Annotated in this window: 12 protein-coding genes and 1 pseudogene; 8 read left to right on the forward strand and 5 right to left on the reverse strand. The window is 74.6% G+C overall.

From position 1 onward, the window contains the following. From V1L54_RS23155 to V1L54_RS23165, 3 genes and pseudogenes are all read right to left on the reverse strand, one after another. Window positions 1–1,817 (reverse strand): annotated as a pseudogene (locus V1L54_RS23155) (DUF6493 family protein); the annotation flags it as partial. Continuing rightward, the gene (locus tag V1L54_RS23160) at window positions 1,814–3,253 is read right to left on the reverse strand and encodes a DprA-like winged helix domain-containing protein (protein ID WP_330120033.1); all 1,440 of its coding nucleotides are present in this window, start codon (window positions 3,251–3,253) and stop codon (window positions 1,814–1,816) included. The gene V1L54_RS23160 and the pseudogene V1L54_RS23155, both read right to left, overlap by 4 nt. An 82-nt stretch (window positions 3,254–3,335) precedes the next feature. Further along, complete coding sequence (locus tag V1L54_RS23165; protein ID WP_443076757.1) at window positions 3,336–3,593, reverse strand: DUF397 domain-containing protein; 258 nt, start codon at window positions 3,591–3,593, stop codon at window positions 3,336–3,338. Window positions 3,594–3,837: 244 nt separating this feature from the next. Between V1L54_RS23165 and V1L54_RS23170 the strand changes: the two genes are divergently transcribed. From V1L54_RS23170 to V1L54_RS23190, 5 genes are all read left to right on the forward strand, one after another. Continuing rightward, a complete protein-coding gene (locus V1L54_RS23170) occupies window positions 3,838–4,317 on the forward strand; it encodes a DUF1877 family protein (RefSeq protein ID WP_330120034.1) in 480 nt (159 codons plus the stop codon). A 205-nt stretch (window positions 4,318–4,522) separates the two neighbouring features. Next, entirely contained in the window at window positions 4,523–6,835 is a 2,313-nt protein-coding gene (locus tag V1L54_RS23175; protein ID WP_443076758.1) for an RNA degradosome polyphosphate kinase, read from the forward strand. Next, a complete protein-coding gene (locus V1L54_RS23180; protein WP_443076759.1) occupies window positions 6,819–8,102 on the forward strand; it encodes a CHAD domain-containing protein in 1,284 nt (427 codons plus the stop codon). Before V1L54_RS23175 ends, V1L54_RS23180 begins: the two co-directional genes overlap by 17 nt. After that, complete coding sequence (locus V1L54_RS23185) at window positions 8,092–8,535, forward strand: NUDIX hydrolase (RefSeq protein WP_330120036.1); 444 nt, start codon at window positions 8,092–8,094, stop codon at window positions 8,533–8,535. The genes V1L54_RS23180 and V1L54_RS23185 overlap by 11 nt, the downstream gene beginning before the upstream one ends. A 183-nt stretch (window positions 8,536–8,718) precedes the next feature. Continuing rightward, complete coding sequence (locus V1L54_RS23190; RefSeq protein ID WP_330120037.1) at window positions 8,719–9,141, forward strand: Hsp20/alpha crystallin family protein; 423 nt, start codon at window positions 8,719–8,721, stop codon at window positions 9,139–9,141. Window positions 9,142–9,202: 61 nt separating this feature from the next. Here V1L54_RS23190 and V1L54_RS23195 read toward each other — a convergent pair whose 3' ends face one another. Continuing rightward, window positions 9,203–10,021 carry a class I SAM-dependent methyltransferase gene (locus V1L54_RS23195; protein ID WP_330120038.1) on the reverse strand — a complete coding sequence of 273 codons (819 nt, stop codon included), beginning with the start codon at window positions 10,019–10,021 and terminating at the stop codon, window positions 9,203–9,205. A gap of 325 nt (window positions 10,022–10,346) precedes the next feature. Beyond that, window positions 10,347–11,294: an LAETG motif-containing sortase-dependent surface protein gene (locus tag V1L54_RS23200; RefSeq protein WP_330120039.1), complete on the reverse strand. Its 948-nt coding sequence runs from the start codon at window positions 11,292–11,294 to the stop codon at window positions 10,347–10,349. Window positions 11,295–11,708: 414 nt separating this feature from the next. Here V1L54_RS23200 and mshA point away from each other — a divergent pair, with 414 nt between their 5' ends. From mshA to V1L54_RS23215, 3 genes are all read left to right on the forward strand, one after another. Further along, entirely contained in the window at window positions 11,709–13,037 is a 1,329-nt protein-coding gene (mshA, locus tag V1L54_RS23205; RefSeq protein ID WP_330120040.1) for a D-inositol-3-phosphate glycosyltransferase, read from the forward strand. Beyond that, window positions 13,024–13,578 carry a type III secretion system chaperone family protein gene (locus V1L54_RS23210; protein WP_330120041.1) on the forward strand — a complete coding sequence of 185 codons (555 nt, stop codon included), beginning with the start codon at window positions 13,024–13,026 and terminating at the stop codon, window positions 13,576–13,578. The genes mshA and V1L54_RS23210 overlap by 14 nt, the downstream gene beginning before the upstream one ends. 137 nt (window positions 13,579–13,715) lie before the next feature. Continuing rightward, entirely contained in the window at window positions 13,716–14,474 is a 759-nt protein-coding gene (locus V1L54_RS23215; protein WP_330120042.1) for a phosphoglyceromutase, read from the forward strand. Window positions 14,475–14,621 lie beyond the last annotated feature (147 nt).

The raw sequence follows: 14,621 nt of genomic DNA on the forward strand, positions 1-14,621 counted from the left end.
AGTATTCGCGAACCGAGCACCTCCCCGAAGGGGGTGAGGTTGCGGCCGTGCGGATGCCCCGCGGCGCGGGCGCCGTCCCCCGAGGGCATGGCGGGCTCCCCCTCGCCGCCCAGCACGGCCGCCACATACCGCAGCTCCCACGGGCCCGGATCGTTCCACCAGGCGTGGTGCCCGGACCAGGGATGGGCCCGGACGACCGGGGCCAGTGCCCGCACCAGCTCCGCCCGGTCCCGGTACCCGTGCCGGACCAGCCCGTCCAGCGCCCGCTCGAAGGCGGCGGCGTCGACGGCGGAGGCGGAGGCGGGCCGGTACTCGGCGGCCCACACGGCGGCCAGGGCGGCACCCACCTCCTCGGCCACCTCGACGGCGGTGGCGAGCGGCGGCGCCATCGGCCGGGGCCCGGCCACGGGCGGCAGGACGTCCGCTACCCCGGCGGGGACGGCGGCGTCCCCACTCCCGGCGGTCTCCAGCCCCAGCAGTTCGGCGGCGCGGGGCCGCAGCACGGGGCTGACCGCCTCCGCCGCGGCGGCCAGTTCGCCGCTCACCGCCTCCCCGGCGTGCGGCAGGTGACGGGCGATCAGGTTCAGCGCACGCTCCTGGAGGCCGGTGTCCTCGTGGCCGAGGGCGTCGGCGGCGGCGAGCACCACGGCCCCGGCCCGCTCCCGGTCCCGGCGGGCGGCGGTGTCCAGCCACTTGAGCTGGGCCCGCACCAGCTTCTTCTCCGGCCGGAGCAGCACCGTCCGGGACGCCTCGAAGAGGTGCTCGGGGTCGACGAGCCCGGCGGCGTCCAGTGCGGCCAGCCGCTCCTGCGCCGACCCCGCCACCGGGGACGTGCCGTCGCGCAGCAGCCGCAGCAGGACCGTGGCGCGCGCGGCGTACTCCTCGTCGGTGGGGTCGAGCTCCTTGAGGAAGGTGTGAAAGACGCGCAGCTCACCGGGCCGTCCGCCGCGCAGCAGCCGCGACAGGCAGTCGTCGATCAGCGCTGCCCGGTCCAGCCGCCCCTCGGCGGCGAGTTCCGCCAGGGCCGGCGGCCAGGAGTTCAGCCCGATCCGGCCGGCGAGCGCGGCGCCGACGTCGTCCGTCTCGAACAGGCGCGGCAGGAGCGTGTCCAGGAACGGATCGGCGCGCAGCCGCTCCACGAGCGGGCCGGGCCGTGTACCGCCCGGTGAACTGTCGGGTGCGACATCCGGCGCGGGGGGCGGTGCCAGGGCGCCGGCCATGACGGCGGGCCAGCGCAGGGCCTGGTACGGCCACGATCTGGCGCGGGCCCAGCCCCGGACGAACGGCTCACCGGTCGGCACCGGCCCCCCGGAGAGCAGCACCAGCCGCTCGGCCAGGAGGTAGTGGTTCCCCCACTCGTCGGCCGACCGGAGGCGGCCGGCGACGCGGTGGGCGACATCGTTCAGCCACTGCGCCGGTCGCTCGGCCAGGATCGTCAGCAGCGGGACGGCGTCGGCGGGGTCGAGCAGGCTGAGATCGTCGTGCCCGAGCCACCGCGCGGCGGCGGCCGCCCCCGTGTGGCAGCCCGCGCCCGCGATCACCAGCGCCCGGCTGCGCAGCTGGGTCTCCTGGCCCCACTCGTCGCGCAGCCCGGCGCGCCACGCCTTCAGATGGGGCACGCAGGAGCGCCGCTGAGCCTCGCTCAGACCGGTGAGCAGCTCGGGCAGCCGCCGGATCTCGCCGTCCGCCACGGCGAGCAGCACCGCGTACGCCTCCGGGGTGAGCTTCCGCCCGGCCGTGTCGAGGATCCCCTGCTCCACGGGGAGCAGCCGGCCGGTGCGCTCCCGCGTGCGGAGCAGCCTCGCGAGGGTGCTCACCGGGCACCCGCCCGCGCACCCTCGGCACCGGCACCGTGCCCGGCGCTTGCCCCGGCACCACGCAGGACGATCCGCACCGCCAGCGCGTGACTGCACGGCCCCCGCCCGCCCCGGTACTCGGCCCACCAGCGGCAGGTGCAGCTCAGCTCCCCGTCGGCGGAACGCACCCGGTGGGTGTGGCCGTCGACGGCGACGGCGAAGGTGCCGTCCGCACCGCCTCCCTCCGTGCCCTCCACGCCCTCCGGCCGTACCGCCCCGGCCGCCACCAGCGCGCGGGCGGCGCGCAGCCGGGGGTTGTGCCGCTCCACGCGGTCGCCGTCGAACGGCAGCTCGCGGTGGAAGTGGGCGGCCTCGGCGGTGTCGTAGCCGATCCGTCCGGCGGTGCCCAGCACCGTCAGAGCGGCCCGCACCCGTTGCGGTGTCAGGCCCGACCGGCGGGCCAGCTCGTCCACGTCCACCCGCGGCTCCCAGGCCAGCAGCACCGAGACCAGCTCGGCGTCCCCGGCCGCCTCCTCCGTCGCCAGCGCGTCCAGGACGGCGCCCTCACCGGAGAAGCCGCGGGCCGGATCGGGGGAGAGGGTCAGCGTCAGCCGCATCCCCGGCAGCAGCACCTCCCACGCCGAGGCGGCCGGGGCGCCTCCGGCGCCGACCGGCGGCCCGTACAGCCGCAGCCCGCTCGCGTGCCGCAGCACCCGCAGCAGGGCGGCCAGCCGGTCCGGGCCCGGCAGGCAGACGGCACCGGGAACGGCGCGGCTGGTCAGCCGCAGGCCGCGCCCGGCGGGGACGACCCACAGGGCGGAACCGGCGCGGGCGCGCGGCAGGGCGCGCAGGAAACGGACCGCCTCGGCGGCGCTCACCTCCGCGCGCGGGTCGAAGGCGGCGGCGATCACCTGCGTCTCGGCGAACCCGCGCAGCCAGCGGTCCGGCAGCGGCACCTTCTTCTCCACCACCGGCCCGTCGAACGTGGTCACCTCCAGCACCTCCGGACCGACCCGGAGGTGCAGCGGATCGGCGGAACCGACCCGGGCCAGCGCGTCCCGCAGCGGTGTGTTGACGTCCACGTTGGTGGTGCCGTGGCCTATCTCGTCCCCGTCCAGGCCCGCGCCGAGGACGTCGAGCCGGGCGTAGACGCCGCAGCAGCCGGAGAACGACTCGAAGCGCAGCCGGTCGCCGTTGCCCGTCACCACCGGATCGAGTGACGCGGGGAAGAGCCGCTGGTTGTAGCGGGTGGCGGCGACGTCGGCGACGGACAGCAGCGCCGCCGCGGCGGCCTCGGGCGCGGTCAGGAACCCGGCGAAGAACCGCGGATGGTCACTCGTCCCGGCCGGTGTCGCCCCGCCGGAGGTCTCCAGCGCCAGCTCGGCCCCGCCCGCGCCGTGCCGCACGGCGGAGGGCCGGAGATAGGTGTACGTCTGCACCGCTGTGGTGGTCGTCATGGCACGTGAACCTAGCCCTCCGGACTGACAACGGACCCCGGCCCGGGCGTCCCCGGCCGGACTGTCACGGCCGCCCGGCGGATCACCCGGGGCGGGTGCCGGGCGGGATCAGCCGGATCCGGGAGGTGGGTGGGGGAGAGGGGCAGCGACCGGCGGCGTACGGCAGGAAGCCGGTCCATGCCTCCGGTGCGAAGGTGAGCCGTGGGCCTGCTGTGCGCTTGGAGTCGCGGACGTGGACGGTGCCGGAGGTGGCCGCGACCTCGACGCAGTCGGCGGTGCTGTGACTGCTCTTGACCCACCCCAGGGCGGAGCCGTCCCCGGCGGAGGGCTTGGATGTCATGTCGTCTCCCCCAGCACTTTCTGATGAAGGCCAGGTGACCACGCGGTGTGAGCGTCTGAGTGCGGACCACTCCATGGCGCGTATCGAATGACAGTGGCAGTGGTACGCGGGTCCCGGTGGTCGTGGCCCGCCCACTGACCGGCATCCGGTGCGCCGTCACCGGCCGTGAGCGTGGATTGTCGGAGCCCGCCGCTACTGTCCCCGCCCATGGGCATCCACTGCGAGTACGCGCGTCTGTCCCCCGGTGACCTGCGACGGGCGCTGGACGACCCGGCCTGGGGCGCAGGAGCGCATCGACGAACTCGGCGACGCCTGGGCCGACGGGGAACCACACCCGCCCGAGGAGGCGCCCTTCCTCAGCATCGAGAAGACGTGGCACAAGCTCCATCACCTCCTCGCCGCCCACGGCGGCACGGCGGTCGACGTCGTCCGTGGAGGGGCCGAACTCCCGCTGGAGGACGGGACGGACTACGGGCCCGCCCGCTACTTCACCCCCGGGGAGGTCGCCCGGGCGGCCGGTTCCCTCGCCGAGACGCCGTTCGACGCGCTTGCCGGGCACTACGACCTGGCCGCCATGCGCTCTGCCGAGGTGTACCTCCTGCCGGAGAACGAGGCCGAGGTCCCGCTCGGCCTGAAGACCCTGCGGGAGCGCTACGGGGAACTGGTCCGGTTCTTCGCCGCCGCCGCAGGGGCGGGCGACGCCGTCGTCCTCATGCTGGCCTGACCGGTTCCCGCGCTCCGCGCCGGACGTCGGCGGTGGTCCGCCCGCCGACCCCGGGCACCGCACTCCACGCCCTCGTCACCCTCCGCCACCGGCCCCCACCAGTGCGAAGCGCCGCCGCGGCGGCGCACCCGCGCGCAGTGCGCGCATCCCCTGGCCGCCATGTCGACGTAACCGCTCATTCAGACTCGCTTGCGAGCATCTCGGAATGTTGCCCGCCCTGCCGAACGCGCCGAGCCGGGGGCCGTGCCCGGCGCCGTCTCCTCGGGCGCCGCTGATCGCCGCGGCGCGGAAGAATGGAAGAATGAGCCAGCCTGCCCAGCCTTCCGTCGGTTCCATCGCCGCCACCCGCCCCAACGCCCTCGTCACGCCCGAGCCCGCCGAGTTCGAACCGGGGCTCGACGCGGACGCCGACGCCTACCGGGAGGGCGAGGGCCCGGACACCGTGGACGGGGAGCTCCCGCAGGGACGTTTCCTCGACCGGGAGCGGAGCTGGCTCGCGTTCAACGAGCGGGTGCTGGAGCTCGCCGAGGACCCGGCGACGCCGCTGCTGGAGCGGGCCAACTTCCTGGCGATCTTCGCCAACAACCTCGACGAGTTCTTCATGGTCCGCGTCGCCGGTCTCAAGCGCCGCATCGCCACCGGGGTCGCCACCCGCTCCGCCTCCGGCCTCCAGCCGCGCGAGGTGCTGGACCTGATCTGGACGCGCTCGCGCGAGCTCATGGCCCGGCACGCGGCCTGCTTCCAGCAGGAGGTGGCGCCCGCGCTCGCCGAGCGGGGCATCCACCTCATCCGCTGGCCGGAGCTGACCGAGGAGGAGCAGGCCCGGCTGTTCACCCTCTTCCGGCAGAAGATCTACCCCGTGCTCACCCCGCTGGCGGTGGACCCGGCGCACCCCTTCCCGTACATCTCCGGGCTGTCGCTGAACCTGGCCGTCGTCGTGCGCAACCCGGTCAGCGGACACCACCACTTCGCCCGGGTGAAGGTGCCGCCGCTGCTCTCCCGCTTCATGGAGGCCTCCCCGCAGCGGTACGTGCCCATCGAGGACGTCATCGCCGCCCATCTGGAGGAGCTGTTCCCCGGAATGGAGGTGCTCGACCACCACATGTTCCGGGTCACCCGCAACGAGGACCTGGAGGTGGAGGAGGACGACGCCGAGAACCTGCTGATGGCGCTGGAGAAGGAGCTGATGCGCCGCCGCTTCGGGCCCCCGGTGCGGCTGGAGGTCGAGGAGAGCATCGACCCGTACGTGCTGGACCTGCTGGTGCGGGAGCTGAAGGTCTCCGAGGCCGAGGTGTACCCGCTGCCCGGCCCGCTGGACCTCACCGGGCTGTTCGCGATAGCCGGGCTGGACCGGCCCGAGCTGAAGTACCCCAAGTTCGTGGCCGGCACCCACCGCGACCTGGCCGAGGTGGAGTCGGCCTCCGCGCCCGACGTCTTCGCGGCGCTCAACCGGCGCGACGTGCTGCTGCACCACCCGTACGACTCCTTCTCCACCTCCGTGCAGCGCTTCCTGGAGCAGGCCGCCGCCGACCCGGACGTGCTGGCGATCAAGCAGACGCTGTACCGCACCTCCGGCGACTCCCCGATCGTGGACGCGCTGATAGACGCGGCCGAGGCCGGCAAGCAGGTGCTGGTGCTGGTCGAGATCAAGGCGCGCTTCGACGAGCAGGCCAACATCAAGTGGGCGCGGAAGCTGGAGGAGGCCGGCTGCCACGTCGTCTACGGCCTGGTCGGGCTCAAGACGCACTGCAAGCTGTCGCTGGTGGTGCGCCAGGAGGGCGACACGCTGCGCCGCTACAGCCACGTCGGCACCGGCAACTACCACCCCAAGACCGCCCGGCTCTACGAGGATCTGGGCCTGCTCACCGCCGACCCGCAGGTGGGCGCCGACCTGTCGGACCTGTTCAACCGGCTGTCGGGCTACTCGCGGCGCACCACCTACCGCCGGCTGCTGGTCGCGCCCAGCTCGCTGCGCGACGGGCTGGTGCAGCGGATCAACCGGGAGATCGCCCACCACCGGGCCGGGCAGCCCGCGTGCGTGCGGATCAAGGTCAACTCGATGGTGGACGAGGTGGTCATCGACGCCCTGTACCGGGCCTCCCGCGCCGGGGTCCCGGTCGACGTGTGGGTGCGCGGCATCTGCGCGCTGCGGCCGGGGGTGCCGGGGCTGTCGGAGAACATCCGGGTGCGCAGCGTGCTGGGGCGCTTCCTGGAGCACTCCCGGGTCTTCGTCTTCGGCAACGGCGGCGACCCGGAGGTGTGGATCGGCAGCGCCGACATGATGCACCGCAACCTCGACCGGCGGGTCGAGGCACTGGTCCGGGTCACCGACCCCGGTCACCGGGCCACCCTCGACCAGTTCCTGGAGACCGGGACGGCGGACACCACCTCCTCCTGGCACCTGGGCCCGGACGGCGACTGGACGCGGCACGCCACCGACGCCGACGGACGGCCGCTGCGGCACGTACAGGAAATGCTCATCGACGCCCGGAGGCGCCGACGTGGTCCAGCGACCTGACCTGCCGGCCGGGACGGACGGGAAAGCCCGCGGGCCGGTGCCCGGCCAGGGTCCCGGACCGGACCCCGAACCGGTCACCGAGCCGTACCCGGGGCCTTGCCCGGGGCCGTATCCGGACCTGTCCGGGGCCACGGCGGGCGAGGTGCTGGGGGAGTACCTCAGCCGGCAGGCGACCGAGTTCCTGCGCAGTCTGCGGCTGCACGAGGAGAGCGCGAGCCGGCCGGAGTCGGTGTCCGCGGCGGCCGAGGCCGTACGGCTGCTGCGCCGCTCGGCCCGCCGGATCGGCGCGGTCCTGCAGGTCTACCGGCCGCTGACCGACACCGCCCGGGCCGACCAGCTCGGCGCCGAACTGGCGTGGCTGGCCGGGGTGCTGGGGCGGGAGCGCATGTACGAGGCGCGGCTCGACCGGCTGCTCGGAGCACTGCACCGGCTGTCCTCGGCCCCCTCCTCCGGGCCGGGCGGGACGGCCTCCGGCGGCACCGCCACCGCCACCGCCGCAGGTACCGCCACCGGCGGCGGGCTGGGGGCCGGGGTCGCGCGGGCCGGGGCGCTGCTGGAGCGGCAGCTCACCCTCGCCCGGACCCGTGCCCACTCCGCCGCGCTCCAGGCGCTGGGCTCCGCCCGCTTCCACGCCGTCGCGGACGCGGTCGCCGTACTGGCCTCCGAGGCGCCGCTGGCGGACCCGGCCGCCTCGGCCACCGGGGAGCGGGCGCTGCGGGTGCTGCCGCCGCTGGCCGAGCAGGCCCACCGGCGGGCGGCACAGGCCGTGGAGGCCCTGCCCCTGACCCGGGCCCGGCAGTCGTACAACGGCGAGGCGTTCGCCCACACCCTCGCCGTCGACGGGGAACTGGACGCCGCCTGGAACAGGGTGCGGCTGCTGGTGCGGCTGCGGCGCTACGCGCACGAGGTCATCGGGCAGGACGATCCCGCGCTGGCCGCCGCCGGCCGGGCCCTGGACCGGCACCGGGACGCGGCCGAGGCCGCCGCCGCGGCGGCCGCCGCCGCCCGCACCCCCCGTATCGCCCCCACCACCGCCTACGCCCTCGGGGTGCTCCACGCCGACCAGCGGCACGAGGTGGAGGCCGCCCGGTTCACCTTCGGACGGCTGTGGCGGCCGGTGCTGTCGGCGCCGCTGGTGGCGGTGGACGGGACGGCACCGGGGGCCGGGCCGGGAACGGTGCCGGAGGGGGCCGTGCCCGAGACCGTGCCCGAGACCGTGCCCGGGCCGGTGACCGGCGTGGAGAGGAGTGGCCGCGGTGGCGGATGAACCGGCCCCGGTGGTCCGGGCGGCGGGGTGCGTGCTGTGGCGCCGGCCGCGTACGGCCCGGACGGTGGCGGGGGACGCGGACGGCATCGAGATCGCCCTCGTCCACCGGCCCAAGTGGGACGACTGGTCGCATCCCAAGGGCAAGCTCAAGCGCGGCGAGACGGCCCTGGCGGCGGCGGTGCGGGAGGTGCGCGAGGAGACCGGCATGTCCTGTGTGCCGGGCGCGGTGCTGCCCACCGTGCGCTACACGGCCCAGGGCCGTCCCAAGACGGTCGACTACTGGGCGGCCGAGGCGACCGGCGGGGCGTTCGTCCCGGGCGACGAGGTGGACCGGCTGCTGTGGCTGCCTCCCGGGCAGGCCAGGGAGCGGCTCACCCGGGAACAGGACCGGGAACTCGTCGACGCGCTGCTGGCGGCACTCAACCTGCACTGACGCGTACCGGCCCGCCCCGTGTGCCAGCATGTGCCAGACAGCTCTGACCTGCGGTTTCACCGCTGCGCGACATTACTGTCTCAACTAACTTGAGCGTCTACTTGTCAACTTTCCTCCGTGGAGTTATACAGGAGATGTGAGGGCATCACAGGATGGTGTGACCCAAGGAGGGAGTTGGTCGTGATGCTGATGCGCACCGATCCGTTCCGCGAACTCGACCGCCTCACCGAGCAGCTGCTCGGCACGGTCGCCCGCCCCGTCGGAATGCCGATGGACGCCTACCGCACCGGTGACGAGGTCGTGGTCCACTTCGACCTGCCGGGCGTCGACCCGGAGAGCGTGGACCTCGACGTCGAGCGGAACGTCCTGACCGTCAGCGCCGAGCGCCGGTGGCTCGGCCCCGAGGACGCCGAGCGGATCGCCGCCGAGCGGCCGTCCGGCCGGTTCAGCCGGCAGGTCTTCCTCGGCGACACCCTGGACGTCGAGCGGATCGACGCCTCCTACGACGCCGGTGTGCTGACGCTGCGCATCCCGGTGGCGGAGCAGGCCAAGCCGCGCAAGATCCAGATCAGCGGCGGTTCCCAGAAGAAGCAGATCACCAGCTGAGGCCGGACCCGCGGGGCTCGCCACGCGGGCGGGCCCCGCGCCCCCTTTCCGGTTTCCGGGATCAGCTCCCGTTCCCGCGCGGCGCCAGGGCCTCCCACCGGACGGTGACCTCGCCCTGGCGCCAGCGGCGCGGGCCGTCCACGACCGGCCAGCCGCCGGCGACCTCCCGTACCGTCCGCATCCACCGCTGCCGCGCGCCCAGCGCGGCGTACGGGGCGGCAGCCGCCCAGGCCCGGTCCATCTCCAGCAGGAAGGCGTGCACCGGCTCGCCCGGCACATTGCGGTGGATGAGCGCCTTGGGCAGCCGTTCGGCCAGGTCGGACGGGGCGTCCAGGGAGGCGAGCCGGGTCGCGAAGGTCACCGTGCGCGGCCCCTCCGGGCCGAGCGCGACCCACACGTGCCGCCGTCCCAGTTCGTCACAGGTCCCCTCGACCAGCAGCCCGCCGGGCGCGAGACGGGCGCGCAGCCGGTCCCAGACGGGGGGCACCTCGCTCTCCCCGTACTGCCGCAGGACGTTCGCGGCCCGGATCAGCAGCGGTCGCCGCCCGCCGGGCAGCGGCACCTCGAAGCCGCCGTGCGCGAAGGTCAGGCCCGGGCGCTCGTACGGCCGGGCCGCCTCGACCCGGGCCGGGTCGATCTCGACGCCGACGACGCGCACGTCCGGGCACACCGCCCGCAGCCGTTCCAGCAGCTCCACGGCGGTCCAGGGCGCCGCGCCGTAGCCGAGGTCGACGGCGACGGGCCCGTCCGGACCGGCGGCGCGGCGCAGCGCGGGACCGTGCGCGGCGGCGATCCAGCGGTCCATCCGCCGCAGCCGGTTCGGACTCGTCGTCCCCCGCGTGACGGCCCCCACCGGCCGCTGTGCCGCACGCCTGCCCATCAGTCTCCTAGCGAGGGGAACACCGACTTCAGCCGGTGGGGGAATCGCTTCCCTGGCTTGTGGTACTTTCCGTTCGTCCCGAAAGGGATCGGTTCGGGCTGGACCGCGACCTTCGGGCTGGAAGCCCCCCTCCTTCGGGCGGGGGAGCGGAGTCACGCCCGCACCCTAACGGCGTCGGCGGGGGCGGCGGCCGGCCGGGAGGCGGACTGCGGAAAACCACCGGACAGGCATCCAGGCGGGAGCGGGAAACGGCGCGGCCCCGGCGCCCGGGCGTTGAACGCCCGGGCGCCGGGGCCGCGAGTGTGCGGACCGGACCGGCCTGCCGTCAGTTCCCGGCGGCCCTGCGGCGCCGGACGGCGAACAGCACGCCACCGCCGGCCAGCAGCAGCACGGCGGCGCCACCGGCGAGGGGGGCGACGTTGCTGCTGCCGGTCTCGGCCAGGTCGCCGCCACCGGACGGGAGGGCGGACTCGCTGGGCTCGGCGGCGGGCTCGGAGGCCTCCGGAGCCTGCGGGGACTCACCGCCCGGGGTCTCCGGGGCGGACGGGACGGGGGACGCCGACTCGGACGGCGGCTCGGTCTCCGCGGGCGGGGTGGACTCCTCGTTCCCCGGCGGGGTCTCCGGCGGGGTCTCGGAGGGGGTCTCCGGGGCGGACGGGGACGGCGGCGGGGTCTCCTCCAGGCACTCCCGCGTGCCGCCGTTCCAGGCGGCGATCAGCTTGTCCTTGATCACCGGCCGGTCCGGGCCGACCGGCAGCGGCCCGTGGCCGGGGCCGTCGCCGCCGTCGAACCGGGTGCTGCCCCGGTAGAGGTCGATCTGCGCGTAGCAGCCCTCGTCCGGCACCGAGATGTCCAGGGTGTCGACGGCCTTCCCCTTCAGGGACACGGTGTCGAAGTCGTGGAAGACCTGTTCCCCGGAGGTCTCCCAGGTCGGGCCGTGGGTGCGGTACGCGGCCAGGGAGGCGGTGCAGGTGCCGGACTCCTTGGCCGCCTTGACGTGGATGTGGACGGTGCCGTCCTCGGTGGGCTTCAGGTTGACGTTGTCCACCCGTACGGAGGACTGCCACTTCTCCCCGTCGAGGGAGAAGACGCACTCGTCGGCCGCGGTGTTCTTGCCCGCGCCCTTCCCCGGCTTGAAGCCGGCGGACTTCCCCCTGTCCCAGCCGTCGCCGCCGTTGGTGGCGCCGGCGGTGGCGACGCCGCCGACGGAGAGGGCGAGGGCGATGGCGCCCGTGCCCAGCAGCCGAGCGGCGGTTCGATTCACTATGGGCATGTTTTTCCCAACACGATGTCGGTGCGGAAACCGGCCGGCGCACGGCGCGCACCGTCTCCGCCCGGGGCGCGGTGGGCAGGACCGCGCGGGGCGGTGGAGGGCAGGCCGGGGCCGGGCCGGACGTGAAAGATCGGAAGAACGCACACGGTGCACAGCGGCAACCGCGGCATCACGCATCGTTGTAGCCCCACTGACCTCTGTCAACCTCGAAGGGCATATGTGGCCACAGAGTTAACCGGGGCGTCGCACCGGCCTCCGTCACCTCCGGACGCCCCCGCTCCGTCCGCGGTTTCCCGGGGACGGGTCAAAATTCGGCAAAGCAGAAATGGACCCCGGCGTTCAGTGGTTGCACCCCCTGAGGAGCCGACCGTCGACGGCGCTGCTCGGCCACCCACTCCGGAGGAGGCATCGCAGGTGAGCCCGTACCCCACCAGGCTCGGTCGGCGGCGGAGCCGCTTCAGCGTGCGCCGGCCGCGGCGCGTGGCCATGCTCAGCGTGCACACCTCGCCGCTGCACCAGCCCGGCACCGGCGACGCCGGCGGGATGAACGTCTACATCGTCGAGCTGGCCAAGCAGCTCGCCGCCCTCGGCATCGAGGTCGAGGTGTTCACCCGGGCGACCACCGCCGCCCTGGAGCCCACCGTCGAACTGGCCCCCGGCGTCCTGGTGCGCCATGTGGAGGCCGGGCCCTACGAGGGGCTCGCCAAGGAGGACCTGCCCGCCCAGCTGTGCGCCTTCACCCACGGCGTGATGCGCGCCTGGGCCCGGCACCGGCCCGGCCACTACGACCTGGTCCACTCCCACTACTGGCTCTCCGGCCAGGTCGGCTGGCTCGCCGCCGAGCGCTGGGGCGTCCCCCTGGTGCACGCCATGCACACCATGGCGAAGGTCAAGAACGCCGCGCTCGCCGAGGGCGACACCCCCGAGCCCGCCGCCCGCGTGATCGGCGAGACCCAGATCGTGCGGGCCGCCGACCGGCTCGTCGCCAACACCGCCGAGGAGGCGGGGGAACTGGTCCACCACTACGACGCCGACCCCGCCCGGACGGCCGTCGTCCATCCGGGCGTCGATCTCGGCCGCTTCCGCCCCGCCGACGGACGCGCCGCGGCCCGGGCCCGGCTCGGGCTCCCGCAGAAAGCTTTCATCCCCCTGTTCGCCGGACGGATACAGCCGCTCAAGGCCCCCGACGTCCTGCTGCACGCCACCCGCGTCCTCCTCGACGCGGACCCCGCGCTGCGCGAACGCCTCGTCGTCCCCGTCGTCGGCGGCCCCAGCGGCACCGGCCTCGCCAAACCCGAACGGCTGCAGAAGCTCGCCGCCCGCCTCGGCGTCACCGACGTCGTGCGCTTCCACCCGCCGGTGACCCAGGACGTCCTCGCCGACTGGTACCGCGCGGCGAGCGTGCTGGTCATGCCCTCCCACAGCGAGTCCTTCGGACTGGTCGCCGTCGAGGCCCAGGCCTGCGGCACCCCCGTCGTCGCGGCGGCCGTCGGCGGGCTGCCGGTCGCGGTGCGCGACGGCGTCAGCGGCTTCCTGATCGACGGCCACCGCCCGCCGGACTACGCCCGCGCCCTGCGCCGCCTGATCGACGACGGCGCGCTGGCCGCCCGGATGGGCGAGGCCGCCGCCCGCCACGCGAGCGGCTTCGGCTGGGACACGGCCGCCGCCGCCACCGCCGAGGTATACGCCGAAGCGGCGGCCGAGCGCCGCCGTCACCTACGATCGACACATGTCCACAGGTGAGCACGCCCACGCCGACAGCGACGGCACCGACGACCGCGCCGGCAGCGACGACGCGACCGCACGGGCCAGGGCAGCGATCGAGTACACCCTGCGCGACGCCGGCCTGGAGTGGGAGACCCCGGCCGACGGCTCCTACGTCGTCACGCTCCCGGGCACCCGCAAGCTCACCACGACCTGCTCGCTGATCGTCGGCAGGCACTCCCTGTCGGTCAACGCCTTCGTCGTCCGCCGCCCCGACGAGAACCACGCCGAGGTCCACCGCTGGCTGCTGGAGCGCAACACCCGGCTGTACGGCGTGTCCTACGCCGTCGACCGGCTCGGCGACGTCTACCTGGTCGGACGGCTGCCGCTGCCCGCCGTCACGCCCGAGGAGGTGGACCGGCTCCTCGGCGCGGTCCTGGAGAACGCCGACGGGGCGTTCAACACCCTGCTGGAGATGGGCTTCGCCTCGGCGATCCGCAAGGAGCACGCCTGGCGCACCTCGCGCGGCGAGTCCACCCGCAACCTGGAGGCCTTCGGCCACCTGCTGCGCGACGAGTGACGCGGCGCGCCCGTGCTCCCTGTCCCGTCCCCGGCGCGGAACGCCCGTACGTCCCGTGCGCCGTGCCGTCCACCGTGCCCGTCTCGCCAGTCGGCCGGGTCCCGTGCGCCCTCACCCGTTCGATTAGGCTCGGGCCCATGGCCGACGCACCGTACAAGCTGATCCTCCTCCGCCACGGCGAGAGCGAGTGGAACGCGAAGAACCTGTTCACCGGCTGGGTGGACGTCAACCTGACCGAGAAGGGCGAGAAGGAGGCGGCCCGCGGCGGTGAGCTGCTGAAGGACGCCGGCCTGCTCCCCGACGTGGTGCACACCTCCGTCCAGAAGCGCGCCATCCGCACCGCGCAGCTCGCCCTGGAGACCGCCGACCGACTCTGGGTCCCGGTCCGCCGCTCCTGGCGCCTCAACGAGCGCCACTACGGCGCCCTGCAGGGCAAGAACAAGGCGCAGGTGCGCGACGAGTTCGGCGAGGAGCAGTTCATGCTCTGGCGCCGCTCGTACGACGTGCCGCCGCCGGTGCTGGAGGACGGCGCCGAGTGGTCGCAGAGCGACGACCCGCGCTACTCGATGATCCCCAGCGAGCTGCGCCCGCGCACCGAGTGCCTCAAGGACGTCGTCGCGCGCATGCTGCCGTACTGGTACGACTCGATCGTCCCGGACCTGCTGACCGGCCGCACCGTCCTGGTCGCCGCGCACGGCAACAGCCTCCGCGCGCTGGTCAAGCACCTCGACGGCATCTCCGACGACAAGATCGCCGGGCTGAACATCCCCACCGGCATCCCGCTGACCTACGACCTGGACACCGACTTCCACCCGGTCAACCCGGGCGGCACCTACCTCGACCCGGACGCCGCCAAGGCGGCCATCGAGGCCGTGAAGAACCAGGGCAAGAAGTAACCCGGCGCTCCCACGGGGCCCTCCGACCGGCGGCATGGTCCGCGCCGGGCGGAGGGCCCCGCTGCATGGTCCGCCGGATCGGCCGGTGCTGCCGGCGGGTGCTACGTTGCGGGGGGCGGTGTGCCGGGTGATCCCGTGGCGCTGCGA

Origin of the sequence: Streptomyces rubellus (assembly GCF_036323805.1) — a bacterium.
Lineage (GTDB): Bacteria > Actinomycetota > Actinomycetes > Streptomycetales > Streptomycetaceae > Streptomyces.

Excerpts from the sequence above, each read along its gene's own strand:
- V1L54_RS23160 (WP_330120033.1), bottom strand. The coding sequence starts at position 3,253 with ATGACGACCACCACAGCGGTGCAGACGTACACCTATCTCCGGCCCTCC.
- V1L54_RS23165 (WP_443076757.1), bottom strand. The coding sequence starts at position 3,593 with ATGACATCCAAGCCCTCCGCCGGGGACGGCTCCGCCCTGGGGTGGGTC.
- V1L54_RS23175 (WP_443076758.1), top strand. The coding sequence starts at position 4,523 with ATGTTGCCCGCCCTGCCGAACGCGCCGAGCCGGGGGCCGTGCCCGGCG.
- V1L54_RS23190 (WP_330120037.1), top strand. The coding sequence starts at position 8,719 with ATGCTGATGCGCACCGATCCGTTCCGCGAACTCGACCGCCTCACCGAG.
- V1L54_RS23195 (WP_330120038.1), bottom strand. The coding sequence starts at position 10,021 with ATGGGCAGGCGTGCGGCACAGCGGCCGGTGGGGGCCGTCACGCGGGGG.
- V1L54_RS23200 (WP_330120039.1), bottom strand. The coding sequence starts at position 11,294 with ATGCCCATAGTGAATCGAACCGCCGCTCGGCTGCTGGGCACGGGCGCC.
- V1L54_RS23210 (WP_330120041.1), top strand. The coding sequence starts at position 13,024 with ATGTCCACAGGTGAGCACGCCCACGCCGACAGCGACGGCACCGACGAC.
- V1L54_RS23215 (WP_330120042.1), top strand. The coding sequence starts at position 13,716 with ATGGCCGACGCACCGTACAAGCTGATCCTCCTCCGCCACGGCGAGAGC.